This is a genomic window from Brevibacterium sp. K11IcPPYGO002, assembly GCF_050920635.1.
In the GTDB taxonomy this organism is placed as follows: Bacteria; Actinomycetota; Actinomycetes; order Actinomycetales; family Brevibacteriaceae; genus Brevibacterium.
This window is the reverse complement of sequence record NZ_CP131929.1, coordinates 938,547-962,240: the sequence shown is the minus strand read 5'-3', so window position 1 is coordinate 962,240 and position 23,694 is coordinate 938,547. Positions and strand designations below refer to the sequence as shown.

Below are 23,694 nucleotides of genomic sequence, written 5' to 3'. Positions count from 1 at the left end.
GAGAAGACAGAAGGCAAGGAGGCCAAGGTGGCACAACTTCAGACAGACGTTGCGATCGTCGGAGCCGGACCCGCGGGACTCATGCTCGCGCACCTGCTGCACAATGCAGGCATCGAATCCGTCGTCATCGACAACCGCAGCCGCGACGACATCGCCCACACCCACCGCGCCGGCATCCTCGAAGCAGGATCGGTGCGCATGCTCGAGGCTGCAGGCGTCGAATCCCGCGTCCACTCGGACGGGCACCGCCACGACGGCATCGACATCCGAGTCAACGGCTCCTCGAACCACTTCGACTTCCCCGAACTCGTCGGCGAATCCGTCTGGCTCTATCCGCAGAACGAGATCTTCGTCGACCTCTCCGCCGCCCGCGAACGGACCGGTCGCCCCACCTATTATTCGGTCACGGACACCCGCCTCGGCGATATCGAAACCGACCGCCCGTGGGTCACCGCGACCACCTCAGACGGCGACGAGCTGCGCATCGACGCCCGCTACGTCGTCGGCGCTGACGGCTCCCGCGGACCGTGCCGCTCGATGATCCCCGACGGCACCCGGCAGCGCTTCTTCCACGAGTACCCGTTCGCCTGGTTCGGCATCCTCTGCGAAGCCCCGCCCAGCCACGAAGTCCTCATATACTCCCGCTCCGAACGCGGCTTCGCACTCATCTCCCAGCGCTCCGATGACGTCCAGCGCATGTACTTCCAGGCCTCCCCCGACACCGACGTCACCGACTGGTCCGATGACCGCATCTGGACCGAACTCCAGGCCCGCGTCGACGGCCCCGACGGCTTCGAGCTCAAGACCGGACCGATCTTCGACAAGACCGTGCTGCCCTTCCGCTCGGCCGTGACCGAGCCGATGCAGCACGGTTCGATGTTCCTCGCCGGCGACAGCGCCCACACCGTCCCACCGACCGGAGCGAAGGGCCTCAACCTCGCCTTCGCCGATGTCGCCGTGCTCGCCCCGGCCCTCATCTCGGCGCTCAAGGACTCCGACGCCGAGGCGCTGGCCGGCTATTCGCAGACCGCGACCAAACGCGTGTGGAAGGCTCAGAACTTCTCGTACCAGATGACACGGATGCTCCACACCGACCCGACTCAGGATGCCTTCGAAACGAAGCGCAGCCTCGGCGAGCTGAGATCCATCCTCGAATCCGACCACGGTCGCCGCTACCTCGCCGAGTGCTACACCGGCTGGCCCCACGGCTGAGCCGTAACCCCACCGACCCCACCACGATGTCAACCGACGAAGAGACGAAGAAAGGTTCGACGATGAGTCAGCACCAGTCCTCGGACACCGACGATCAGACCGTGAAAGGCCCCGACGACGCCGCCGAATCCCAGGCGACACTGTCCGCCGAGATCGACGGTATCGAAGCGCAGTACAAGCAGGACGTCGCCGGCGGCAAGAAGCCCGAGACCCAGCCGCGCCTGGACTACCGGCCCTACCGGTCATCGATCCTGCGCCACCCGACGAAAGATCCCCGCCACACCGACCCCGAGACGATCGAGCTCTTCTCCCCCGCCTTCGGGCACCGGGACATCGGCACCCTCGAATCCGACCTGACGATCCAGGCCGACGGCGAACCCATCGGCGAGCGCATCCGCGTCACCGGCCGGGTCCTCGACGGCGAAGGACGCCCCGTGCGGGGTCAGCTCGTCGAGATCTGGCAGGCGAACTCGGCCGGACGCTATATCCACAAACGCGACCAGCACCCGGCCCCGATCGACCCGAACTTCACCGGCGTCGGCCGCACCCTGACCGGCGACGACGGCTCCTATTCGTTCACGACGATCAAACCGGGCCCCTACCCGTGGAAGAACCACCACAACGCCTGGCGACCGGCCCACATCCACTTCTCGCTCTTCGGATCCGAGTTCACGCAGCGGATGATCACCCAGATGTACTTCCCCGGGGACCCGCTCTTCGCGCTCGACCCGATCTACCAGTCGATCACCGACCAAAAGGCGCGCGACCGCCTCGTGGCGACCTATGACCACAACATCACCGAGCACGAATTCCTCATGGGATACAACTGGGACATCGTGCTCACCGGCGCCAACCGGACCTGGATGGAAGAAGAGGACGATGACTGACACTCCCACGACCCCTGATCTCACTCCGACCCCGGGCCAGACCGTCGGCCCGTTCTACGGCTATGCGCTGCCGTTCGCTCACGACAATGAGCTCGTCCCGCCAGGCTCGGCTCGCGCCGTGCAGCTGACGGGAACCGTCTTCGACGGGGCAGGCGACCCGGTCCCCGATGCCATTCTCGAGATCTGGCAGCCCGATGAGCACGGCGTCGTCCCCCGAGAGACAGGCTCGCTTCGCCGCAACGGCTTCACCTTCACCGGCTTCGGCCGCGCCGCCGTCGACCCGGAAGGCGAGTTCAGCTTCTCCACGGTCAACCCCGGCCCCACCGAGGCGGGCAAGGCACCCTTCATCAGCGTCGTCATCTTCGCTCGGGGTCTGCTCAACCGACTGTTCACCCGCATCTATCTGCCCGAGGACACCGCGGCCCTGACCGCCGACCCGCTCCTGTCCTCGCTCGACGAGGACGAGCGCGCCCGCCTCATCGCCACTCGAGGGGCTGACGGATCGCTGCACTTCGACATACGGTTGCAGGGTGAGGAGGAAACCCCCTTCCTCCGTTTTCCCAGCCATGAGGACTGACGCGACATGACCGACACCGCCCACACCCGGTTCCTCTTCGCCCCCGGCGATCTGCGCGGTTCCGAAGCCATCGACGACGCCGCGTTCATCACCGCGATCGGCCAAGTCGAGACCGCATGGATCGTCGCACAGGGACGGGTGGGGCTGGTGTCGTCGGAGATCCGCGCCGAGGTGGCCGCCGCCATCGATGCCACGATCCGTACGCTCACGGACGATCACACCGAACTCGAGTCCTTGGGTGAGGCCGCCGAATCCGGCGGCAACCCGCTCATCCCGTTTCTCGCCCGCGTCCGCTCCCGACTCTCCCCCGAAGCCTCGCGCTGCCTGCACCGGGGGCTGACCAGCCAAGACGTCATCGATACGGCCATCGGCCTGCTCGTCTCCCGCGTCGTGCGGCAGATGCAGGCCAGGCTCGAAGTCATCGGCACCTCCCTCGTCGAACTCTCCGACGCTCACGCGACGACCCTGTGCCTGGCCCGCACCCTCACCCAACCGGCCCTGCCGACGACTTTCGGCCTCAAGGCCGCAGCCTGGGCCGCCGAAGTCAACGAAGTCCAAGGCCAGGCACCCTACGTCGACTATGTGCAGGTCGGCGGGGCAGCTGGCACCCGTGCCGCGATCCGCTGGTTCGCCGGCGACTCCACCGACTCCCTGCTGCGCGAATTCCACGTGCAGATGGTCGGTCCCGATGCGGCGCTCACACAGGTCCCCGTCCCCTGGCACACCGATCGCGTTCGCATCCTGTCTTGGGGCTCCCACCTCGCCCAATGCGTCACAGTCGGGGCCTCCATCGCCCGCGACGTCCTCATCGGCGTGCGCCCCGAGATCGGTGAGCTGTCCCTGACGTCGACCGGCGGATCCTCGACGATGCCGCACAAGTCGAACCCCACCTCGGCGGTGCTGCTCCACCGCAACGGGATGCGCGTCCCCGGAGCGCTGTCCACACTGACCACGGCCGCCGCCGAAGCCATCGAAGAACGCTCCGACGGCGCTTGGCATGCCGAATGGCCGGCTCTGTCCGAGCTCATGACCCTGGCGATCTCCTCGCTCATCATGCTCGACGAGATGATCGCGGGCCTGCGCGTCAATGCTGAGGCCATGCGCGCGAACCTCGATGCCGCCTCGCCCGGGATCTACGGGGAGAAGCTCGGCATCGTCTTCGGCGACCGGATCGACAAAGACACCCGCGCAGCCATCATCGCCCCCGGATCCGACCCCGTCGCCGCACTCCGAGCAGAGATCGGCGACGACGACGGAATCGAGGAATTCTTCACCCCCGAGTCCTACCTCGGCGAGGCCGAGGACATCCGCCGCACCATCCTGGCGACCATCAACAGCTCCGGACCGCAGGAGATCGACCTGCCGCCCTTCGACTGAGCCCCGCATTTCGACTTGAGAACCGACCGAAGAAAGTGACACCCATGGACCTCACCGCATCCGTACTTGCCGCCCCCGCCGCCCCCGCCGACGACGCCCGGGTGCTCGTCGTCCTGCCCTCGCTGGGCACCTCCGCGGCCGCCCTGTGGCAGCAGGCCGCCACCGAGCTGAACGCGCTCAGCCCGGAGACGACGGTCATCGGCATCGACCTGCCCGGTCACGGTCGCTCGGCTCCGATCGACGTCCCCGCGGGGACGTCGGTGGCTCCACGGATGACGATGTCCGACCTCGCCGAGGCGGTCCTTGCCACCCTGGACCGGGTCCTTCCCGATGTGGCCGCGCCCGGCGCTCCCGTCGACCTCGCCGGTGATTCGATCGGCGGCGCCACCGCCCTGCAGCTGGCACTCGACCACGGCGACCGCTTCGGTCGCATCGCGGTGTTCTGCACGGGCGCGAAGATCGGTGAGGCGACGGCGTGGGAGGAACGCGCCCAGACGGTGGCGACCTCGGGCACCCCGACGCAGGTCATCGGTTCGGCACAGCGCTGGTTCGGTGAAGGGTTCATGGACCGGGAACCGGATGCCTCGGCCGCGCTCCTCCACTCGCTGCAAGACGCCGACCGCTTCTCCTATGCTGCTCTCTGCTACGCGCTGGCCGACTTCGATGTCCGCGCACGACTGCCCGAGATCACGCGTCCCCTGCTGGCCGTCGCGGGCTCTCAGGACCAGCCGACTCCGGCGACGAAACTCGCCGAGATCGCAGGTGATGTTCCCGGGGCGCTGCTCGAGGTCATCGACGGTGCCGCCCATCTCGTCCCGGCCGAGGCTCCGGTCGTGACCGCGGGCCTGCTCGCCGACTTCCTGCAAGGCAAGGGCCTCGGTGCAGGGGCCGGCGGCACCGGCGGTGCGGGCGCAACTGCCGCGAGCGATTCGCCGGCCGACCTGCCCACCGCCTCCGGTCCGCGAGAGGCCAGCCGCGACGAGGTCCGTGAAGCCGGAATGACTGTGCGGCGGCAAGTGCTCTCCGATGCCCATGTCGACCGCGCGAACGCGAAGGTCGACGACTTCACGAGCGACTTCCAGGACCTCATCACCCGCTACGCGTGGGGAGAGATCTGGACCCGGCCCGGGCTCGAACGTCGCATGCGCTCGGCGATCACGCTCACGGCGATGATCGCCGGAGGCCACGAAGCCGAATTGGCGATGCACGTTAAGGCCGCGCTGCGCAACGGGCTCACCCGCGACGAGATCAAGGAGGTCCTCCTCCAGTCGGCGATCTACTGCTCCGTGCCGAGCGCGAACACCGCCTTCTCCGTCGCCTCTCGAGCCCTGGCCGAAGCCGAGGAGAACGCGGACTGAGCGCCCTGGCCTATCGATCGGCCGCCTCGGCGAGGGCCCGGGCGGTTAAGTGGGCTCAGAGTGCACATTTTTCACGAGATTCTGGCAATCTGGCCACACTCAACTGAGCAAGCGAGGGTTCCCCGACCACAGGGACCCGCGGCGGAGCCGACTGAGGCTGTTCGAATCGTCACAATGCGTCCACAGGACTACCGGGCAGCGCCGATCGACAATAGGCTGGTGCGGTTGCCTCCCCGATCTCGCCTGCCCTGAAGGAGCCCCATGAGTGATGCCCCGGTCTCCCACGGAGTCTACAAGTTCGCTGTCTTCGCCCTGGCGATCGGCGCCTTCGCCATCGGGGTGACCGAATTCGCGACCATGGGCCTGCTGCCGATGATCGCCGAGGAGCTGGGCATCACAGTCCCCCAGGCCGGGCATGCGGTGTCGTTCTACGCCATCGGCGTCGTCGTCGGCGCGCCGCTGATCACCACCATCGCAGCACACATGGATCGCAAGCTGCTGCTCCTGTGCCTGATGGGGCTCTTCGCTCTGGGCAACCTCGCCTCGATGCTCGCGCCGACGGCCGGGCTGTTCAACATCGCACGCTTCGTCTCCGGCCTGCCGCACGGAGCTTATCTGGGCATCGGAGCCGTCGTCGCCGCCTCCCTCGTCCCGGCCAACCGCCGCGGCCGAGCCATGTCACGGGTGATGCTCGGCCTGACGATCGCGAACATCTTCGGCGTTCCCTTCGCCGCGGCACTCGGCAATATGTTCGGCTGGCGCAGCGCCTACGCCCTCGTCGCCGGCCTGGGAGTGGTCACCGTCATCATGGTCGTCATCGCCGTGCCGCGCGTCAGTGTCGGAGCCGGCGAGGTTCCCTCGGCCCGAGGCGAGATCAAGGCGCTCGGCCGCGTCCAGATCATCCTCACCCTCGTCGCAGGCTCCGTCGGCTTCGGCGGCATGTTCGCCGTCTACACGTACATCACCCCGACCATGACCGACGTCGCCGGCGTCCCCGGCGTCGCGATCCCCTGGGTGCTCGCCGTCTACGGCCTGGGCATGACCGCAGGTTCGCTGATCGCGGGCCCTCTGGTCGACAAGTCCATCGAGCGCTCGGCCACCGGCGGCATGATCCTCTCGGCTCTCGTGCTCGCCGCCTTCGGCGCCTTCACCCATATAGCCGCCATTGCGATCATCGCCCTCTTCCTCATCGGCATCTCCGGGTCCATGATCACCACGGCCCTGCAGATGCGCCTGTTCCGCGAATCCCATGACGCCCCGAGCCTGTCCGCGGCCATGAACCACGCCGCCTTCAACCTCGCCAATGCCCTCGGCGCGTGGCTCGGCGGAATCGTCATCACCGCCGGCCTCGGCTATCGTGCACCGGCTTGGGTGGGCGTGGGCCTGTGCCTGTCCGGGCTGGTTGTCATCTCCATCGCGATCTTCCTGCGCCGAGGCGGCTCCCCCGACCCGAGCACCCGCACCTCCGTCGAGACCTGAGTCCCGGGCCGCACCGAGAAACGGGCTGCGTGTCGAGAAACGCGTGTGCACGCCCGTGTCTCGACGCTCAGCCCGTTTCTCGGTGAAAGTGCCGATACGATGAACGCATGGATCACCCCGCGCCCAGTCGCTCTCTTGCCCTGACCCGTCGCCCGAAGTCGGCCCTTCTGCTGACCCTCGCTGCTTTCGCCGTCCTCGCCCTTCTGCTGCTGAGCGGATGCGGATCGTCTGATTCCGAAGGGGACTCCGGCGAGTCCTCCGGGAGCTCGGACTCCTCGGCCGCTGCGGGAACCTGCTCCTACCCTGCTGACTCGCAGTCCGGCGCGAAGGAAGTCGACGCTCCTGAAGAGAAGCCGCAGGCAAAAGGCAGCGTCGACGCAACCGTGGCGACGAGCGCCGGGGACCTCGCAGTGACTCTCGATGCCGACCGCACACCGTGCACAGTCAACAGCTTCCTGTCGCTGGCCGCGCAGAAGTACTTCGACGACACCGACTGCCACCGACTGACCACCGAAGGCATCTTCGTCCTCCAGTGCGGTGACCCCACGGGTACCGGCTCGGGCGGTCCCGGATACTCGTTCCCAGATGAGCTCGATGGTTCCGAGACCTACCCGGCAGGGACTCTGGCCATGGCGAACTCTGGTCCCGATACGAACGGCTCCCAGTTCTTCGTCGTCTACGATGACAGCTCGCTGCCGCCCGACTACACGGTGTTCGGACAGCTGGACGAGAAGAGCACGAAGACCGTCGCCGACATCGCGGCCAAGGGCACGGACTCCGGCGCCGGCGATGGAGCGCCCAAGGAGAAAGTGACGATCACGCAGGTCTCGACCGCGGACTGACCGCCGGTCTGAGTCGTCCAGAACACTTCGACCACCTAGTAATCCCAATTAGTGAGACTCGGAAATCGCGTTTTGTGAGACGGGCGTAGTGTCTATTCGTCGCCGTCGACGCTGTGCCTGACACAGCGCCGACGGCCTTTTCCATTGGCACGGACCACCCGCCCGTGCCTGCACTCACGAAACAGCGGAGCACCACGACCATGTCCACCGAAACACAGCCGGAGAATCCCTCCTCAGCACCCGGAGTCGACGACGCGATCGCGGCGACTCGGAAGAACAATACCCGCGGCAAGGTCCTGACCGCCTCGATGGTCGGCACCACGATCGAATTCTTCGATTTCTACGCCTACGCCACGGCCTCCTCGCTGGTCTTCCCGGCCCTCTTCTTCCCCAACCAGACATCGACGACTCAGCTGCTGAGCTCGTTCGCGATCTTCGGCGTCGCCTTCGTCGCCCGCCCCCTCGGCTCGATCATCTTCGGCCACTTCGGTGACCGCATCGGCCGGAAGAAGACGCTCATCGCCTCCCTGCTCATCATGGGCATCGGCACCTTCCTCATCGGCCTGCTGCCGACCGCCAGCACCCCGGGCTGGGTCGTCCTCGCCCCGCTGTTCCTCGTCCTCCTGCGCTTCTGCCAGGGCGTCGGCCTCGGCGGCGAATGGTCGGGCGCGGCCCTGCTGGCCACCGAGAATGCCCCGAAGGGCAAACGCGCCGTCTGGGGCACTTTCCCACAGCTCGGCGCACCCGTCGGCTTCATCATCGCGAACCTGCTCTTCGTCGCCCTCGGCACCTGGACCTCCCCCGAGGCGTTCCTCGCCTGGGGCTGGCGCATCCCGTTCCTGCTCTCGGCACTGCTCGTGGCCGTCGGCCTCTACGTGCGCATGTCGCTCATGGAGACCCCGGCGTTCCAGCTCGTCGCTCAGAAGCAGCAGATCTCGAAGGCCCCACTCGGACGGGTCTTCGCCACGAGCTGGAAGCCGCTCATCCTCGGCACGTTCATCATGCTCGCGACCTACGTGATCTTCTACTTCATGACCGCGTTCACCCTCACCTACGGCACCTCGCCGGCCACCCCGGAACAGGCGCAGTCCCTCGCCGAGGCGGCAGGGAATTCCTTCGATCCCGCAGGCTTCGTCGCGGGGCTGGGGTACACGAAGAACGAGTTCCTCACATATCTCATTATCGGAGTCGTCTTCTTCGGAATCTTCACCGTCGTCTCCGGACCATTGGCCGAGAAGCTGGGTCGGCGGAAGATGCTGCTCGGTGTGACCGTGCTCATCGCCGCCTACGGGCTCGTCGTCAATGCCCTGTTCAATGCCGGCACCCCGGGAGTCATCATCGGCCTCATCGTCGGCTTCATCCTCATGGGCCTGACCTTCGGCCCGATGGCCGCGTACCTGCCGGAGCTCTTCCCCGCCAACGTCCGCTACACCGGATCGGCGATCTCGTACAACATGTCCAGCGTCATCGGGGCCGGTCCCGCACCGTTCGCCATGGTCGCTCTGTGGCAGGCCGAAGGAGGGTCGATCGTCTACTGCGGCCTCTACATCATCGCCGCAGCGATCCTTACGATCATCGCCCTGTGGCTGGCCAAGGACACCTCGGAGATCGACATGGAGGATCAGCTCAGCTGAGGCTGCCGAGCTCGACCAACGCCCTGAGGGCCCGACCGACGTTGTCATCGGTCGGGCCCTTTCGCGTCCGCGGCCGGCGGCTCAGGCCGGTCACCCGCATACACGGCAACACTACGATTTCGTCACAACCACCTCGGCGATCATCGATGCGACATGAGTGTGACCCAGTTCACGGTAGGATTCCTCGCAGACACTGCTCAGACTTCAACGTCAGAGCGAACCGCGAACGTGACTCATTTGTCACCGATCCCCTGGAGGAACCATGAAACGACGCTCGAGTCTGGCCATTGCGGCCGTCGGCGCCATGCTCGCCCTGTCCGCCTGCGGCGGAGGCGATTCCGAACCTGCAGCGACCGCCGAGGGCGGGGTGCCCCTGGTCAAGGAAGGCAAGCTGACCACCTGCACCCATCTGTCCTACCAGCCCTTCCAGTTCGAGAAGGACGGCGAGGTCGTCGGCTTCGATGTCGACATCGTCGACGCCGTGGCGAAGAAGCTCGGTGTCGAGCAGGAGATCATCAACACCTCGTTCGAGACGATCACCTCGGGTGCGGAATTCAACCAGAACAAATGTGACGTGGCTGCAGCGGCGACGACGATCACCCCCGAACGTGAAGAAGCCACGGACTTCTCCGAGCCGTACTTCGACGCGAACCAGGCGATTCTGACGAAGGATGACAAAACCGCGGAGGATGAGGCCGGGCTCAAGGACTTCAAGGTCGGTGCACAGTCAGGCACCACCGGCCTCGACTACGCCGAGGAGCACTTCAAAGACTCCGAGGTCATCACCTACGAAGATCTGCCGCTCTCGCTCGAAGCGCTCAAGACCGGTCAGGTCGATGCCGTCATCAATGACAATGGTGTGCTGTACAACTACAACAACGAGAACAAGGGCTTTGCGATCGGCTTCGATATCAAGACCGATGAGCATTACGGCATCTCGATGAAGAAGGGCAACACCGAGATGAAGAAGGCCGTGGACGACACGATCAAGGAGATCAAGGACAACGGCGAGTACGACAAGATCTACGAGAAGTGGTTCGGCGACGCTCCGAAGTGATTGCCTGCGAATGGGCGGCCTGCTGCGATCTGTCGTTGCAGCGGGCCGCCCGTTCGGCTGAAATCGACCGACCTGCTTGAGTCTCTTCCGTCTCTCACGGCACGCACCCTGGCGGACATCCCCGCCACAGTCTTCGAAGGACAACCATGTCAGTTCCCTCCGCGTCAGAGGACGGCCGCCCGACCGGCCCCGCCGTCCCCGTCGCCACCGCCACCCCGAAAGCGAAGATGAGCAAGCGCCAGAAGGCGAAGCTCTCCCGCGGCATCCAGTACGCCATCCTCGTCATCATCGCGATCCTCATCGCGATCTTCGCCGACTGGCCGACACTCATCGACACGTTCGGACGGGCCGACATCGCCACGGGCATGTTCCCCGACGTCATTACGATGGCCTTGAAGAACACCGTGATCTACACGTTCCTCGGCTTCACTCTCGGCCTTGTCATCGCCTTGTTCGTCGCGCTCATGCGCCTGTCCTCGGTCGGCGTCTACCGGTGGCTCGCGACGATCTACATCGAGTTCTTCCGCGGACTCCCGGCCCTCGTCGTCTTCCTCGTTCTGGGATTCGGCATGCCTGTGGCCTTTCCCGGATTCAACCTGCCGCAGCTCGTCGTCATCATGATCGCTCTCGGCCTCGTGTCCTCGGCGTACATGGCCGAAACCATCCGCGCCGGCATCCAGGCGGTGCCGAAGGGGCAGATCGAAGCCGCCCGGTCTCTCGGCATGTCCTCCTCGCGAGCGATGTTCACGATCGTTCTGCCACAGGCGATGCGCATCATCCTGCCGCCTCTGACCAACGAGCTCATTCTGCTCGCCAAGGATTCGTCGCTGGCCTATATCCTCGGCTCCTCGGTCGACGGCCGTGAGCTCGCGGCACTCGGTCGCGCCGAGATCGTCAACACCGCCAACCTCACACCCTTCATCGTCATCGCACTGTGCTACCTCATCATCACGGTTCCGCTGTCGTACCTGTCGCGGGTGTTGGAGAAGAAGTACGGTTCCGCAGATTCTGGAGTGAAATGATGAATGTCCCCACCGCCTCGGCACGCGCGACCACAACCCCGATCATCGCCATCCGCAACCTCCAGAAGAGCTTCGGAACGAACCAGGTCCTCACCGACATCAGCCTCGACGTCGACAAGGGCGAGGTCGTCTGCGTCATCGGGCCCTCGGGCTCCGGCAAGTCGACGATGCTGCGCTGCATCAACACACTCGAAACACCCACCGGCGGCTCGATCGTCGTCGACGGCATGGACATGACCGACCTCGATCTCGACATCGACGCCGCCCGCACCCGCATCGGCATGGTCTTCCAGTCCTTCAACCTCTTCGCCCACCTCACCGTGCGTGAGAACCTCACGATCGCGCAGACGAAGGTCCTGGGGCGTTCGAAGGCCGAGGCGAATAAGGTCGCCGAAGCGAACCTCGCGAAGGTCGGGCTCTCCGAGAAGATGGAGGCCAAACCGGGATCGCTGTCCGGCGGGCAGCAGCAGCGGGTCGCGATCGCCCGGGCCCTGAGCATGGACCCCGATGTCATGCTCTTCGACGAGCCGACCTCCGCACTCGACCCGGAGACCGTCGGTGACGTCCTCCAGGTCATGCGCAACCTCGCCGAGGCGGGAATGACGATGGTCGTCGTCACCCACGAGATGGAGTTCGCCCGGCAGGTCGCCGATCGCGTGGTCTTCATGGACGGCGGAGTCGTCGTCGAGGAAGGACCTGCCAAGGACGTCATCGGCAACCCGGCCGAGCAGCGGACGAAGGATTTCCTCTCCCGCGTCCTCCATCCCGGCCAGCTGGGATAGCCGCGATCTCGCCGACCGCTCACGTTACCGTCGCTGTATCAAGCTCTACGGCGCGCGCTCGACGCTGACGTGAGCGGTCGGCGAATGCGAGCAGGTTCAGAGGGTGAAGCCGGCGGGGAACGGGTCGCTGGGGTCGAGCATGAACTGTGAGGTCGCGGTCAGCCAGGCACTGCCGGTGATCGTCGGCACCACAGCCACATGCTCGCCGACTCTCGTCTCCTCGACGAGGCGTCCGGTGAACGAGGTGCCGATGAAGCACTCGTTGACGAAGTCTGTGTTCAGGTCCAGCTGCCCACGGGCGTGCCGGATTGCCATGAGCGCGATCGTCCCGGTGCCGCCGGGCGAACGGTCGAGCCAGCCGGGGTGGTTGATGAGCACATGCCTCGCATCCGGCACCTCGCCGCTCGGACCGGGTTGCGTCGGCTCCGTCAGGAACACGACGTGCTCGCAGCCGCTGTAGCCGGTGACCGGGTGCACCGGCGACAGCTGTTCGTTGACGGCGGCCATGATCTCGCGACCGGCGGCGGTGAAGTCCTCGGAACGATCACGTTCGAACGGGACGCCGACGTCGGCGGCGGAGACGAAGGCGTAGAAGTTCCCGCCGAAGCCGATGTCGCAGGCGATCGACCCTCGCCCGGGCACCTCGACGGACTGGTCGAGAGCGTGCGCATACGAGGCGACGTTGACGATGGTCACCGACTCGGCATGACCGTCCCGGACGACCACCTCGGCGGTGATGAGCCCGATCGGGGCGTCGAGGCGCACCGTCGTCACGGGCGAGGTCACCGGCACCATTCCCGTCTCGACGAGCACGGTCGCCACCGCGATCGTGCCGGCCCCGCACATCGGGAGCACGCCGGTGACCTCGATGAAGAGCACTCCCCAGTCCGCGTCGGCACGGGTCGGCGGCTGCAGGATCGCTCCCGACAGCCACCCGTGGCCGCGCGGTTCGCACATGAGGAAGGTCCGCAGATCGTCGGAGTTCTCGATGAACCACTCACGGCGTTCGGCCATGGACTCACCGGGGAATGGTCCCACTCCCCCGGTGACGACGCGGACGGGCAGCTCCTCGGTGTGGGCTTCGACGGTCTGGATGAGACGGGTGGTCTGCACGGTCGATCGCCTCGCCTTTCTCGCTCAGTTCTCCAGAACCTCTTTGAGGATGACGCGGTAACCCTGGCGGGAATCGTAGCCGTGGATCTCACGGGTGTCGAGCGCCGACATGAAGTCGAGCACCTCGGCGGTGATGACCTGTCCGGGCACGAGCACCGGAAACCCGGGCGGGTACGGGGTGACGAATCCGGCCGAGACCGGATGTTCCCCGTTCTCGACCCGGCGTCGCAGCTCATGCGGCAGCACGTGCTCGATGTTCTGGCGACGCAGACCCGCATAATAGGCGGTGCGCAGGTCGCCGTCGGGCAGCTGCTTCGACGGGTCGTCGGCGGGCACCTCGGCGGCGTAGTCGGGGGCGAAGGCCGAGAAGTCCGGCAGCGGCGGCATCACCGCGGCGGGTTCGGTCGACGCATCCTGTTCATGGAGTTCGTGCGGGTCGTTGAACTTCCCGGCCAGTTTGACGAGCACCTCGATGAGGTAGGCGACGGCCGAGCGTGAGGTGCCGATGTTCGTCATGAACAGCACCGTGTTCCGGCTCGTCTTGTTCACCTGGATGCCGTAGCGGTCCATGAGGTGTTCGTGCTTGAACGTGTCCCCGTCGACTCCCGTGCCCGAGATCTCGACGGTGATGCGGCTGGGATCGACGACGAACTCATCGCGGACCCAGGCGTCCCACATCGTGGAGAGCCCATCGCGCAGCGGCATCGTCCGTTCGGTGACCCGATATTCCTCGGGGATGAGATCGGCGGCGGTGAGCACCTTGAACGTCTTCTTCAGCAGAGGATGACGCGCGATCGCCGAGGACAGGCTCATCGCCAGGTCGAGCTGCTTCTGCACAAGTGCGAAGCCCTCCATCTCCACCTGCCTGCGACCGAGGTCGAGGGACGCGAGGATCTGGTAGTTCGGTGACGTCGAGGTGTGGGTCATGTACGCCTCGTGGAACGCCTCCTCGGCGCCGGTCGAGAACTCCTGATCGTAGACGTGGATCATCGACCCCTGGCGCAGCGCGGTCAGCGTCTTATGCGTCGACTGGGTCGCGTACACGCGGATCGTCGCGTCCGGCGGCGGCAGCAGGTCCTCCTCCAGCCACACCGAATCGGGGGCCGGGGCACCGGTCTCGGGATCGAACAGGCGCTTCTGCTGCTCCCGGTACGCCGCGGCGTGGGCGTTGGTGGCGAGGTTCTCCTCGAGGGTCTCCGCGGCGACCATGGCGGTGCGCTTGCGGGTGACCGGGTGGAACCGGGCGAAGGCGAACCAAGCTTCATCCCAGAGGAAGACGAGGTCGGGTTTGATCGCCAGGCATTCGGACATGACCTTGTAGGGGTCGTAGACGATTCCGTCGAAGGTGCAGTTGGTCAGGGTGATCATCCGCACCTCGTCGAGGCGGCCGGCGGCCCGGTAGTCGAGCAGCAGCTGCTTGATCCTGTTCAGCGGCACCGCCCCGTAGAAGGCGACGTCGTTGAGCGGATACGCCTCGAGGTAGGCGGTGCGGGCACCGGTGAGCATGAGCGCATGGTGGTGGGACTTGTGGCAGTTGCGGTCGACCATGACGACCTCGTCGGGTGAGACGACGGCCTGGTGGACGATCTTGTTCGCCGTCGACGTGCCGTTCGTGACGAAGTACGTGCGTTTGGCCCCGTACGCACGGGCGGCCAGCGACTGTGCCTTCTTCAGTGTGTGCACCGGCGCGAGCAGGGAGTCCAACTCCCCCGAGGTGGCGCTGGATTCGGCGAGCAGCAGGTTGAGCCCGTAGAAGTCGACGAAGTCGCCGATCCACTTCGACCCGACGACGGAGCCGCCGCGAGACACGGGCAGTGCGTGGAAGACACCGGCGGGGCGGCGGGCGTGCTCTCGGATGGCGTCGAAGAACGGAGTGTCGTAGAGGTGCTGGGCGCGGCGCAGCAGGGACAGATGGAGTTCGAACTGGTCCTCGCGGCGGAAGACGCGACGGAACCGGTGGGTCAGGGCACCGGCGAGGCTTTCGATATGGGCGCCCGCCATGAGGTAGAGGTCGAGTTCGGGGCGCAGATTCGCCAGCGTGTCGGCCAGCCGCAGCACCCGGCGCACCGAATTGAGCGGGCTCATCGGCGCCGTCGGCGATTCCTTCGTCGAGGTGTGCGCGAACTCGATGGAATCGCGCAGGTCACGGCTGAGCACCTCGCGGGTGTTGTCGGTGAAACCGGGGCGGATGACGCAGGCGAGCAGGTTCGGGTTCGTCAGGGCCGCCGCCACCGCATCGTCGGCGGTGGGCACGATGACGTAGTCGTAGATGAACTGGTCGGAGGCGTTGCGGAGTTTGAGCAGGTCCGTGTGCAGTTCGTCGCGACCACCCTCGGTGGTCTCGTCGACGATGAGGACCTCGAAGCGGGGACGGGTATCCTGGCGGTCCTTGAGTTCGGCTCGCTCATCCTCGGTGAGGTCGTCTTCACCGGTGTCGGGCACGGTGGTGCCGCGCAGCCGATTCACCGCACGTGTGATCATGTCGTGCGCGCGGTCGAATTCGCCGTTCGAGAGCAGGTCGGTGATCTCCTCGACATAGCGCTGACCGAAACCGGCCCAGTAGAGCTCGATCGTCTTCAGCGAGCGCAGCGAGCGCCACACCTCGCCGTCTTCGGCGATCATCGAGAAGTCACCGCCGCTGACGGCCAGGCGTTTGATCGCGAACTTCAGGTACTCCCACGCGTCCGAACGCAGCCGCCACGTACTCGCCGGCATTCCCGGATCCCGTTCGAGCTGGGCCCGGCGCGGCGTCGAGTGGGCTCCTGCGCGACTGTGCCTGCGGCCGCCGCCGAGGTCGGTGGGCTCAAACTCCTGCGCCGTTGCCTGGTCGGAGTCGATTCCGGTCATGCGAGAGCCTCCTGGCTGTCAATCTCAGTCCCCACCCCGGTCCGGTGTGGATTTCCTGCTCACGGACTCAGTCGGCGGACCGTACTGATTCCGTTGTTGCACGATCATACGACCTCACGGTTGCGAATGGGCAGGGTGGTGGGCTGTTGAGACAACCACGGGAGGCGAAATGATGATAAGCATGGGGTATGGACACCTCCGCGTCTCTTTCTGCAGGTCATCTCATCGTCGAGGAACTCGAAGCACACGGAGTCACTCGCACTTATCTGGTTCCCGGCGAGTCGTATCTCGATGTCATCGACGGTCTCCGCGATTCGTCGATCACCCCGATCGTCTGCCGCCAGGAGGGCGGGGCCGCATATATGGCCGTCGCCGAGGGGCGGATGACCGGAGTGCCCGGAATCGCCATGGTCACCCGTGGTCCCGGAGCGGCGAACGTCAAGGTCGGCGTCCACACCGCCTTCCAGGATGCGACCCCGCTCGTCGTCTTCGTCGGTCTCATCCCCACCGATCATCGCGGCCGCGAATCCTTCCAGGAATTCGACCTGGACGGCTGGTTCTCCTCGACCGCGAAGAAGGTGCTCACCCTCGATGATCCCGATAAGGCCGCCGAGGTGGTCGTCGACGCCATGCACACCGCCGTGACCGGGCGGCCCGGTCCCGTCATCGTCGGTCTGCCCGAAGAGGTCCTCGTCCGCCCGACGTCGGGGACGGTGCTGCCCCCACGCGTGCACGGTTCGGCCTCACCGTATGCCGGGGACGTCACGGAGCTGCGGGCCCGCATCACCGCCGCCGACCGTCCCGTGCTCATCATCGGCGGCGAGGACTGGTCCCCGTCGACCTCGCGGCGCATCGCCCAATGGTCACGCGACCGCGGCCTCGGCGTGCTCGGCACCTTCCGCGCCTATGACGGCATCGACCATGACAGTCCGAATTTCCTCGGCATCCTGGGCTATGGCGCGTCCCCCGTGGCGAAGCGAGTCCTCGCCGAGGCGGACCTGCACATCTTCTTGGGCTGTGTCCGCACCGATGTGGCCACCGACGGGTTCACCAACGGCGTCGACCAGCGCACCGTCGTCATCGGCCCCGACGCCGATGCGCACGGCCATTTCGGTCGTCTCGACCAGCACATCGTCACCTCGGTCGGGCGGTTCGCCCAATCCCTGTTCACCGAGGAGGGAACCCGCACCTATTCGGTGTCCTCCGACGGGTCGATCGACGAACCGCCGCTCGGCGATGCCCTGTCCGAGGCGGCCGGGGATGCCGTACCGCTGCCGGGTTGGGTCGCCGAGGCCCGGGCCGAGCTCGAGGCGTGGCGGACACCGCAGGTGGCAGGTTCGGGGTCGGCCGCCTCGGCGGGATTCGTCGACATGGACGAAGCATTCGTCCATGTGCAGGACCTGCTGCCGGACGACGCGATCATCACCTACGGGGCGGGGAACTTCTCCGGCTGGGCGACCAGGTTCCTGCCCACGCACGGGTTCCCCTCGGCGCTGGGCCCGCGCAACGGATCGATGGGATTCGGTGTGCCGGCCGCCGTCGCCGCCGCGCTCGTCCATCCGGAACGGTCCGTGTTCTGCATCGCCGGCGACGGGGATTTCCTCATGAACGGGCAGGAGATGGCCACGGCCGTCCAATACGGCACGGACCTTACCGTGGTGCTCAACGACAACTCGGTCTACGGCACGATCCGAGGCCATCAGGACCGCGAATATCCGGGCCGGGCCACGGCCACGGCACTTAAGAATCCGGACTTCGCAGCCATGGCCACGGCTTTCGGCGGGCTCGGCATCCGCGTCGAACGGACCGAGGACTTCCGCGACGCGTTCGAACGGGCTCTGGCACACAAGGGGCTCTCGCTCGTCCACTGCATCACGGATCCGACCGTTCGCGGGGCGCGCCTGCCGTGAACTGCTGGTGTGAACGGGCCGGTGTGAACGGCGGAGCGGACGACGTGCGAATCTGACTAAGGTGGCTCTATGAGAATCGACGCGATCTTCACCGACCTCGACGCCTACACGCTTGATCCGACCCGCCCGCGAGCGCAGAAGATCGGGGTGTGGGGCAACCGGATCATCGGCTTCGACGAGGAGCTCGATGGCATCGACGCCGACCGGGTCGAGTCCCTGGGCGGGGCGACGGTGCTGCCGGGCTTCAACGACGTCCACTGCCACACGACGTGGTTCGGTCTCACCCTGGCCTCGGTCGATGTCACGGCGCTGCCCGGCGGTCTGCCCGATGTCTACGCCGCGCTCGAGAAGGCCGCGGCGACGACTCCGTCAGGGGAATGGATCGAAGCCACGGGGTACGCCCACCGTGACTATGACGGGCAGTATCCGGACCTGGGCCGTCTTGACGAGATCACCGGGGACCGCCCCCTGTTCATGCGGCAGACGTCCGGCCACGCCGCGATCGCCAACACCGAGGCGATGCGACGGGCCGGGATCCTGGACCCCGATTTCGAGGAGCCGGTCGGCGGGAAGGTCGTCCGCGACGCGGCCGGACATCCGACGGGGCTGATCGAAGAGACCGCACAGACGCTGGTGCAGGACCTCATCCGCCCGTATTCGCTGGACACCGTCGTCGACGCCCTCGATCTGGCGACGGCCTACTACGCGAAGGAAGGCATCACGTCTTTCGGCGAATGCGGAATCGCCTACGGCTGGATCGGCCACTCCCCCATCGAGATCAGCGGCTACTTGCGAGCCCGCGAAGAGGGCAAGCTGCGGGCGCGAGCCCAGCTCATGCCCCAGGCCGACGGGCTGCATCCGATCGCGGCGAACTCCGCCGACGGGTTCGGCATCGGTCTGGATGCGGGACTGCGCACCGGCCTCGGCGATGATCTCATCTCGATCGGGCCGGTGAAGTTCTTCATGGACGGTGCCCTGTCCGGCGAGACCGCGGCGCTGCGGGAGAACTATGCGGGCAAGGACCACCCCGGCTATCTGCAGGACGACGCCGAGGTGCTGCGGCAGCAGATCCTGGACACCTATGCCTCCGGCTGGTCGTTGGCCGTGCATGCCATCGGCGATGCCGCTGTGGATGCGGCGGTCGCCAACATCGTGGAGGCGCAGAAGCGCTACGGCCGCCGGGCGGTGCCGAACCGGATCGAGCATGCCGCTTTGGTCCATGACGAGCATCTGGCGACGCTGGCCGAGCACGGAATCGTCGTCACCCCGCAGGCGGCGTTTGCCGACGGCATCGGGGACGGGATGAACGCCTCGCTCGGTCCGGACCGGCGGCACCTGATCTATCGGGCGAAATCGTTCGTCGATGCGGGTGTGCCGATGGCCGGCAGCTCGGACCGGCCGTGCGCCGACGGCAATGTGCTGCGCGGAATCGAAGCCTATGTCACCCGCCGGACCCGTGACGGGGATGTCATGGGTTCGGCGGCCGAAGCCCTGAGCGTCGATGAGGCGATCGCGGCCTACACGGTCGAGGCGGCAAAGGCCTCGGGTCAGGGCGCGGACAAGGGAACACTGAGCCGAGGCAAGCTCGCCGACTTCGTCGCCCTGGACACCCACCCCGGAAACGTCGCGGCGGACGAGATCGCGCAGATCCCCGTCCGCGCGACAATCCTAGGCGGCAACTACACCCACCAAACCCCCTAATTGCTACCTGACGGCGGCTGAGCAACCTCGCGCGAGGTTGCTGGGCCGCCGTCAGGTAGTAAGGGGAGCAAGTCAGTGGGGGAAGTCTAAGTCGGTGAGGACCTTTTCGAAGACTCCGAGGCCGCGTTCGAGGTCCTCTTCGCTGATGTTGATCGGCGGGACCACGTGCAGTCGGTGGTAGTTGTTGAACGGGATGACGCCGTGTTCCTTCAGCGCCGCCACCACCGAGGCGACTTCGGGTGAGCCGCCGCCGTAGGGGGCCAGCGGCTCCTTGGACTCCTTGTCCCAGACGAGTTCGATCGCCCAGAACGCTCCGGTGCCGCGAACCTCTCCGACGTGCTTCGAGTTCTCAGCGATCTGCCGCAGACGCGGACCGATGATGTCCTCCCCGATCCGGGCGGCGTGGTCGATCATGCCCTCATCGGCCATCGCGTTGATCGTCGCGACCGCGGCCGCGCATGCCAGCGGATGCCCGGAGTAGGTCAGCCCGCCGGGGTAGACGCGTTCGGCGAAGGTCTCGAAGATAGCATCGCTGATGACGACTCCGCCCAGCGGCACATACCCGGAGTTCACACCCTTGGCGAAGGTGATGAGGTCGGGGACGATGTCGAAGTGTTCGAAGGCGAACCATTTGCCCGACCGCCCGAATCCGGCCATCACCTCATCGGCGATGAGCACGATCCCGAACTCGTCGCACAGCGCCCGCACACCCTGCATGTACTCGGGACTGGGCACCATGATTCCGGCGGTGCCGGGAATGGACTCGAGGATGATCGCCGCGATCGTCGCCGGCCCCTCCAACTCGATGGTCCGCCGCAGGTGCTGCAGTGCGCGTTCGGTCTCTTCGGCTTCGGTGGCGGCGTGGAACTCCGAACGGTAGAGGAAGGGCCCGAAGAAGTGGACAACGCCCGATTCTCCGGTCTCGTTCTCCCACCGGCGCGGGTCACCGGTGACGTTGACGGCCGTCTGGGTTCCGCCGTGGTAGGACCGGTAGCGGGCGAGCACCTTGGTCCGGCCGGTGTGCAGACGGGCCATCCGGATGGCGTGCTCGTTCGCATCCGCGCCGCCGTTGGTGAAGAACACCCGGTCGAGCCCGGCAGGGGTGCGATCGGTGATGAGTCGAGCCGCCTCGGAGCGGGCGGCGTTGACGGTGGCCGGGCTGATCGTGCACAGCACATCGGCTTGGGCCTTGATCGCGGCCACGACGGCCGGATGCTGGTGGCCGATGTTCGTGTTCACCAGCTGCGAGGAGAAGTCGAGGAACTCGCGACCGTCACCGTCGACGACCGTCGACCCGAACGCTCTGACCACCGTCGGCGGGTCGATGAGCCGCTGCGCCGACCACGAGTGGAACACGTGCGCGCGGTCGAGCTCACGGGCTCGAGCCGATTCGTCCTTGAGCGCTGCGAGGTCGGCATCGCCTGGTTGGTGCACCATCGTCACCCTTTCACTGAAGTACCGGGGATGAGCACGGAATCCGCGCCCGTGGGCTCATCGTAGAACACATTCGACTACAGTGACGAGCATGTCTTACCGGACCGTCGTCAGCCCCGTCGAGGCCGAGATCGAGATCAAGAGATCCCGTTTCCTCGCCCGCCTCTCCCCCGCCGCCGATGAGGCCGAGGCCAGATCCGTCATCGCCGCCGCCCGCGCCGCGCATCCGAAGGCCCGCCACCATTGTTCGGCGTTCGTCCTCGACACCGATTCGCGCACTCAGCGTTTCAGCGATGACGGGGAGCCGGCCGGCACCGCGGGCGCTCCGATCCTCGATGTCGTCACCGGCCACGATCTGACCTTCGTCGTCGCCGTAGTCACCCGGTATTTCGGCGGCACCCTGCTGGGTGCGGGCGGGCTCGTGCGCGCTTACGGTCAGGCCGCCTCGGCGGCGGTGGAGAGGGCCCGGATCGTCACCCGTCGTGAACGCGTCCCGGTGTCAGCAGCCGTCGACTATGCCCAGGCCAACGCCCTGGAGCGGGCGGCCGGGAACCGGGGGTGGACGACGCGGGCCGACTACGGCGGTGAGGTCGGACTCGACGTCCTGGTTCCCCTCGCCGAGGTGGCCGATGCGCAGGCGATGTACGCCGACCTCACCGCCGGCCGGGCAGAGCCCGAGGTCGGTGAGGTCGAATGGGTGTGAGGCCGGGGATCGGCGCTCGGATCAGCGAGAGCTGATCAGTCGAGCGCGGCGATCTTCGCGACCTGAGCGTTCGTGAGCATGACGAGGTCCTCGGGGCGGATCTCGATCTCGAGTCCGCGACGGCCGGCCGAGACGAACACGGTGGAGTGATCGAGCGCGGTGCGGTCGACGACGACCGGCACGGCATGGCGCTGTCCGAACGGAGAGACTCCTCCGACGGGGTAGCCGGTGCGGCGTTCGGTCTCGGCCACGCCGGACAGCTGGGCCTTCTTCGCACCGCGTGCGGAAGCCAGGGCCTTGAGGTCGAGCTGACCGGAGACCGGGACGAGCGCGGTCACGGGCTGACCGTCGACCTGGATCATCAGGGTCTTGAACACCTGGTCGGAGCTGACGCCGAGCTTGTCGGCGGCCTCCGAACCGTAGCGGCGGGTGGCCGGATCGTGATCGAAGCTGCGCAGGCTGTAGTCGATGCCCGCCAGGTTGAGCACTCGCACGGCCGGGGTCGCCGCACTGGAAATCTTGGATGCAACTGTCATAAGGGGGTAGTGCCTCCTGCCCGCAGGTCGGCGGGGCCAGAAGGCGCAGATCTCACGACTTCGTGTCCCCGCGTCGATACGGACGGAATGTTGTATCGGTGCTGATAGGTACCCGCCCACAATAGGCGAAGTAGGCTCGCGGACGCCAATTCCCATGACTTCAAGTGACTCGTCGGTAAGCCCGTCGAGCATTTCGGCCGGGGAGGTTCAGCCCCACCCGAGCTCGTGGAGCCGGTCATCGTCGAGACCATAGAAATGCGCGATCTCATGGACGATGGTGATGACGATCTCCTCGCGCAGGTGATCGACATCCTCAGCGAAGTCGATGAGGTTGTCACGATAGATGAAGATGTTGTCGGGCATCTCGAACCCCGCGATCCCCCGCTCCCCGATCGGTGTGCCCTCATAGAGGCCGAGCAGGTGCCGGTCACCGTCCTCCGGCCGGTCCTCGACGAACAGGGCGACATTGTCCAGCTGTTCGGTCACCCCGGCCGGCAGCAGATCCAGGGCTTCGCCGAGGATCGCATCGAACTCCTCTTCACTCAGAGCCTCCATGCCTCCCACTCTAGCGACCCCGATCCCCTCGCCGAGGCGGCCGCGCGAAACGTCGCAAAGCGCCGTTTCCGTCGTGTGACCGAGGACACCCCTTTTCGTTTTGCATTCCGCGAATCGGGTGGGATAAGCTTAACGTCGTTGCCCACGGGGAATCCGAGGACAACCTGGGCCCCCATCGTCTAGAGGCCTAGGACACCGCCCTTTCACGGCGGCGACACGGGTTCGAATCCCGTTGGGGGTACGGTGTAAGATCGTAAGGTCTTCCATCACAACAGCAAGGCCCTGTGGCGCAGTTGGTTAGCGCGCCGCCCTGTCACGGCGGAGGTCGCGGGTTCGAGTCCCGTCAGGGTCGCGGAGCATAAGGCTCTTCTTCGGAAGAGCCTTTGTTTCTCTCGGCATACTTGATGAGTATGTCGGCGGCTCGGCTCTGTAGCTCAGTTGGTAGAGCGTTCGACTGAAAATCGAAAGGTCACCGGATCGACGCCGGTCGGAGCCACCAGAAGGAAGCCCCGCTTCCCAGTCCAGGACTGGGAAACGGGGCTTCTTCGCGTCTGCGCTGCGAAACGCTGCCCACTTGGTTCAGAGGGCCCGACGTGATCTGCGCCCCGCATTCGGGACCCCTGACTACCTTTGCGGTGACTCTGCGGATTATTCGCGTAGTACTGCGG

Annotated in this window: 19 protein-coding genes, 3 tRNA genes and 1 pseudogene; 18 read left to right on the top strand and 5 right to left on the bottom strand. The window is 66.2% G+C overall.

Features of this window, described 5'->3' with window-relative positions; all coding sequences use genetic code 11:
• The first annotated feature begins 27 nt into the window (after positions 1 to 27).
• The 12 genes and pseudogenes from QYM46_RS04240 to QYM46_RS04185 all read left to right on the top strand — a co-directional run bounded on the left by QYM46_RS04240 (position 28) and on the right by QYM46_RS04185 (position 12,227).
• Positions 28 to 1,212 carry a 4-hydroxybenzoate 3-monooxygenase gene (locus QYM46_RS04240; RefSeq protein WP_432790986.1) on the top strand — a complete coding sequence of 395 codons (1,185 nt, stop codon included), beginning with the start codon at positions 28 to 30 and terminating at the stop codon, positions 1,210 to 1,212.
• 62 nt (positions 1,213 to 1,274) lie between these two features.
• Entirely contained in the window at positions 1,275 to 2,099 is an 825-nt protein-coding gene (gene pcaH / locus QYM46_RS04235; protein ID WP_432790985.1) for a protocatechuate 3,4-dioxygenase subunit beta, read from the top strand.
• Complete coding sequence (gene pcaG, locus QYM46_RS04230; protein ID WP_432790984.1) at positions 2,092 to 2,676, top strand: protocatechuate 3,4-dioxygenase subunit alpha; 585 nt, start codon at positions 2,092 to 2,094, stop codon at positions 2,674 to 2,676. Before pcaH ends, pcaG begins: the two co-directional genes overlap by 8 nt.
• A gap of 6 nt (positions 2,677 to 2,682) precedes the next feature.
• Positions 2,683 to 4,053 (top strand): lyase family protein, encoded by a 1,371-nt coding sequence (locus tag QYM46_RS04225; RefSeq protein ID WP_432790983.1) that lies wholly within the window; start codon positions 2,683 to 2,685, stop codon positions 4,051 to 4,053.
• A gap of 44 nt (positions 4,054 to 4,097) precedes the next feature.
• Positions 4,098 to 4,835: pseudogene (locus tag QYM46_RS04220) on the top strand (alpha/beta fold hydrolase); the annotation flags it as partial.
• Between the two features lie 159 nt (positions 4,836 to 4,994).
• On the top strand, positions 4,995 to 5,411 hold the full coding sequence (gene pcaC, locus QYM46_RS04215; protein ID WP_432791717.1) for a 4-carboxymuconolactone decarboxylase: 417 nt from the start codon (positions 4,995 to 4,997) through the stop codon (positions 5,409 to 5,411).
• A gap of 261 nt (positions 5,412 to 5,672) precedes the next feature.
• Positions 5,673 to 6,890, top strand: a complete 1,218-nt coding sequence (locus tag QYM46_RS04210) for an MFS transporter (protein WP_432790981.1) — start codon at positions 5,673 to 5,675, stop codon at positions 6,888 to 6,890.
• A 107-nt stretch (positions 6,891 to 6,997) separates the two neighbouring features.
• Complete coding sequence (locus tag QYM46_RS04205; RefSeq protein WP_432790980.1) at positions 6,998 to 7,732, top strand: peptidylprolyl isomerase; 735 nt, start codon at positions 6,998 to 7,000, stop codon at positions 7,730 to 7,732.
• 200 nt (positions 7,733 to 7,932) lie between these two features.
• Positions 7,933 to 9,366 (top strand): MFS transporter, encoded by a 1,434-nt coding sequence (locus tag QYM46_RS04200; RefSeq protein WP_432790979.1) that lies wholly within the window; start codon positions 7,933 to 7,935, stop codon positions 9,364 to 9,366.
• A gap of 262 nt (positions 9,367 to 9,628) precedes the next feature.
• Entirely contained in the window at positions 9,629 to 10,423 is a 795-nt protein-coding gene (locus QYM46_RS04195) for a basic amino acid ABC transporter substrate-binding protein (RefSeq protein ID WP_169251447.1), read from the top strand.
• Positions 10,424 to 10,650: 227 nt separating this feature from the next.
• The gene (locus QYM46_RS04190) at positions 10,651 to 11,445 is read left to right on the top strand and encodes an amino acid ABC transporter permease (protein ID WP_432791716.1); all 795 of its coding nucleotides are present in this window, start codon (positions 10,651 to 10,653) and stop codon (positions 11,443 to 11,445) included.
• Entirely contained in the window at positions 11,445 to 12,227 is a 783-nt protein-coding gene (locus tag QYM46_RS04185) for an amino acid ABC transporter ATP-binding protein (RefSeq protein ID WP_432791715.1), read from the top strand. The genes QYM46_RS04190 and QYM46_RS04185 overlap by 1 nt, the downstream gene beginning before the upstream one ends.
• Before the next feature lie 96 nt (positions 12,228 to 12,323).
• Here the strand turns inward: QYM46_RS04185 and QYM46_RS04180 are convergent, their stop codons facing one another.
• Positions 12,324 to 13,340 (bottom strand): proline racemase family protein, encoded by a 1,017-nt coding sequence (locus tag QYM46_RS04180; RefSeq protein WP_432790977.1) that lies wholly within the window; start codon positions 13,338 to 13,340, stop codon positions 12,324 to 12,326.
• Between the two features lie 24 nt (positions 13,341 to 13,364).
• Entirely contained in the window at positions 13,365 to 16,187 is a 2,823-nt protein-coding gene (locus QYM46_RS04175) for an aminotransferase class I/II-fold pyridoxal phosphate-dependent enzyme (protein ID WP_432790976.1), read from the bottom strand.
• Positions 16,188 to 16,375: 188 nt separating this feature from the next.
• On the opposite strand from QYM46_RS04175, the gene QYM46_RS04170 reads away from it, so the two are divergent.
• Both QYM46_RS04170 and QYM46_RS04165 read left to right on the top strand, forming a co-directional pair.
• A complete protein-coding gene (locus tag QYM46_RS04170; RefSeq protein WP_432790975.1) occupies positions 16,376 to 18,097 on the top strand; it encodes a thiamine pyrophosphate-dependent enzyme in 1,722 nt (573 codons plus the stop codon).
• A gap of 69 nt (positions 18,098 to 18,166) precedes the next feature.
• Positions 18,167 to 19,798 carry an amidohydrolase gene (locus tag QYM46_RS04165; protein ID WP_169251444.1) on the top strand — a complete coding sequence of 544 codons (1,632 nt, stop codon included), beginning with the start codon at positions 18,167 to 18,169 and terminating at the stop codon, positions 19,796 to 19,798.
• A gap of 72 nt (positions 19,799 to 19,870) precedes the next feature.
• On the opposite strand, the gene QYM46_RS04160 is transcribed toward QYM46_RS04165, so the two are convergent.
• Positions 19,871 to 21,235, bottom strand: a complete 1,365-nt coding sequence (locus QYM46_RS04160; protein WP_432790974.1) for an aspartate aminotransferase family protein — start codon at positions 21,233 to 21,235, stop codon at positions 19,871 to 19,873.
• An 88-nt stretch (positions 21,236 to 21,323) separates the two neighbouring features.
• Between QYM46_RS04160 and QYM46_RS04155 the strand changes: the two genes are divergently transcribed.
• Positions 21,324 to 21,935: an IMPACT family protein gene (locus tag QYM46_RS04155; protein ID WP_169251442.1), complete on the top strand. Its 612-nt coding sequence runs from the start codon at positions 21,324 to 21,326 to the stop codon at positions 21,933 to 21,935.
• A gap of 35 nt (positions 21,936 to 21,970) precedes the next feature.
• Here the strand turns inward: QYM46_RS04155 and ybaK are convergent, their stop codons facing one another.
• Positions 21,971 to 22,471 carry a Cys-tRNA(Pro) deacylase gene (gene ybaK / locus QYM46_RS04150; RefSeq protein WP_432790973.1) on the bottom strand — a complete coding sequence of 167 codons (501 nt, stop codon included), beginning with the start codon at positions 22,469 to 22,471 and terminating at the stop codon, positions 21,971 to 21,973.
• Between the two features lie 207 nt (positions 22,472 to 22,678).
• Positions 22,679 to 23,026, bottom strand: a complete 348-nt coding sequence (locus tag QYM46_RS04145) for a metallopeptidase family protein (RefSeq protein ID WP_169251441.1) — start codon at positions 23,024 to 23,026, stop codon at positions 22,679 to 22,681.
• 168 nt (positions 23,027 to 23,194) lie between these two features.
• Between QYM46_RS04145 and QYM46_RS04140 the strand changes: the two genes are divergently transcribed.
• From QYM46_RS04140 to QYM46_RS04130, 3 genes are all read left to right on the top strand, one after another.
• Positions 23,195 to 23,267, top strand: a tRNA-Glu gene (locus tag QYM46_RS04140).
• Between the two features lie 37 nt (positions 23,268 to 23,304).
• Positions 23,305 to 23,378, top strand: a tRNA-Asp gene (locus tag QYM46_RS04135).
• Positions 23,379 to 23,449: 71 nt separating this feature from the next.
• A tRNA-Phe gene (locus QYM46_RS04130) sits at positions 23,450 to 23,525 on the top strand.
• The last annotated feature ends 169 nt before the right edge of the window (positions 23,526 to 23,694 follow it).

Excerpts from the sequence above, each read along its gene's own strand:
- pcaH (WP_432790985.1), top strand. The coding sequence starts at position 1,275 with ATGAGTCAGCACCAGTCCTCGGACACCGACGATCAGACCGTGAAAGGC.
- pcaG (WP_432790984.1), top strand. The coding sequence starts at position 2,092 with ATGACTGACACTCCCACGACCCCTGATCTCACTCCGACCCCGGGCCAG.
- QYM46_RS04225 (WP_432790983.1), top strand. The coding sequence starts at position 2,683 with ATGACCGACACCGCCCACACCCGGTTCCTCTTCGCCCCCGGCGATCTG.
- QYM46_RS04210 (WP_432790981.1), top strand. The coding sequence starts at position 5,673 with ATGAGTGATGCCCCGGTCTCCCACGGAGTCTACAAGTTCGCTGTCTTC.
- QYM46_RS04205 (WP_432790980.1), top strand. The coding sequence starts at position 6,998 with ATGGATCACCCCGCGCCCAGTCGCTCTCTTGCCCTGACCCGTCGCCCG.
- QYM46_RS04200 (WP_432790979.1), top strand. The coding sequence starts at position 7,933 with ATGTCCACCGAAACACAGCCGGAGAATCCCTCCTCAGCACCCGGAGTC.
- QYM46_RS04195 (WP_169251447.1), top strand. The coding sequence starts at position 9,629 with ATGAAACGACGCTCGAGTCTGGCCATTGCGGCCGTCGGCGCCATGCTC.
- QYM46_RS04190 (WP_432791716.1), top strand. The coding sequence starts at position 10,651 with ATGAGCAAGCGCCAGAAGGCGAAGCTCTCCCGCGGCATCCAGTACGCC.
- QYM46_RS04185 (WP_432791715.1), top strand. The coding sequence starts at position 11,445 with ATGAATGTCCCCACCGCCTCGGCACGCGCGACCACAACCCCGATCATC.
- QYM46_RS04175 (WP_432790976.1), bottom strand. The coding sequence starts at position 16,187 with ATGACCGGAATCGACTCCGACCAGGCAACGGCGCAGGAGTTTGAGCCC.
- QYM46_RS04170 (WP_432790975.1), top strand. The coding sequence starts at position 16,376 with ATGGACACCTCCGCGTCTCTTTCTGCAGGTCATCTCATCGTCGAGGAA.
- QYM46_RS04165 (WP_169251444.1), top strand. The coding sequence starts at position 18,167 with ATGAGAATCGACGCGATCTTCACCGACCTCGACGCCTACACGCTTGAT.
- QYM46_RS04160 (WP_432790974.1), bottom strand. The coding sequence starts at position 21,235 with ATGGTGCACCAACCAGGCGATGCCGACCTCGCAGCGCTCAAGGACGAA.
- QYM46_RS04155 (WP_169251442.1), top strand. The coding sequence starts at position 21,324 with ATGTCTTACCGGACCGTCGTCAGCCCCGTCGAGGCCGAGATCGAGATC.
- ybaK (WP_432790973.1), bottom strand. The coding sequence starts at position 22,471 with ATGACAGTTGCATCCAAGATTTCCAGTGCGGCGACCCCGGCCGTGCGA.
- QYM46_RS04145 (WP_169251441.1), bottom strand. The coding sequence starts at position 23,026 with ATGGAGGCTCTGAGTGAAGAGGAGTTCGATGCGATCCTCGGCGAAGCC.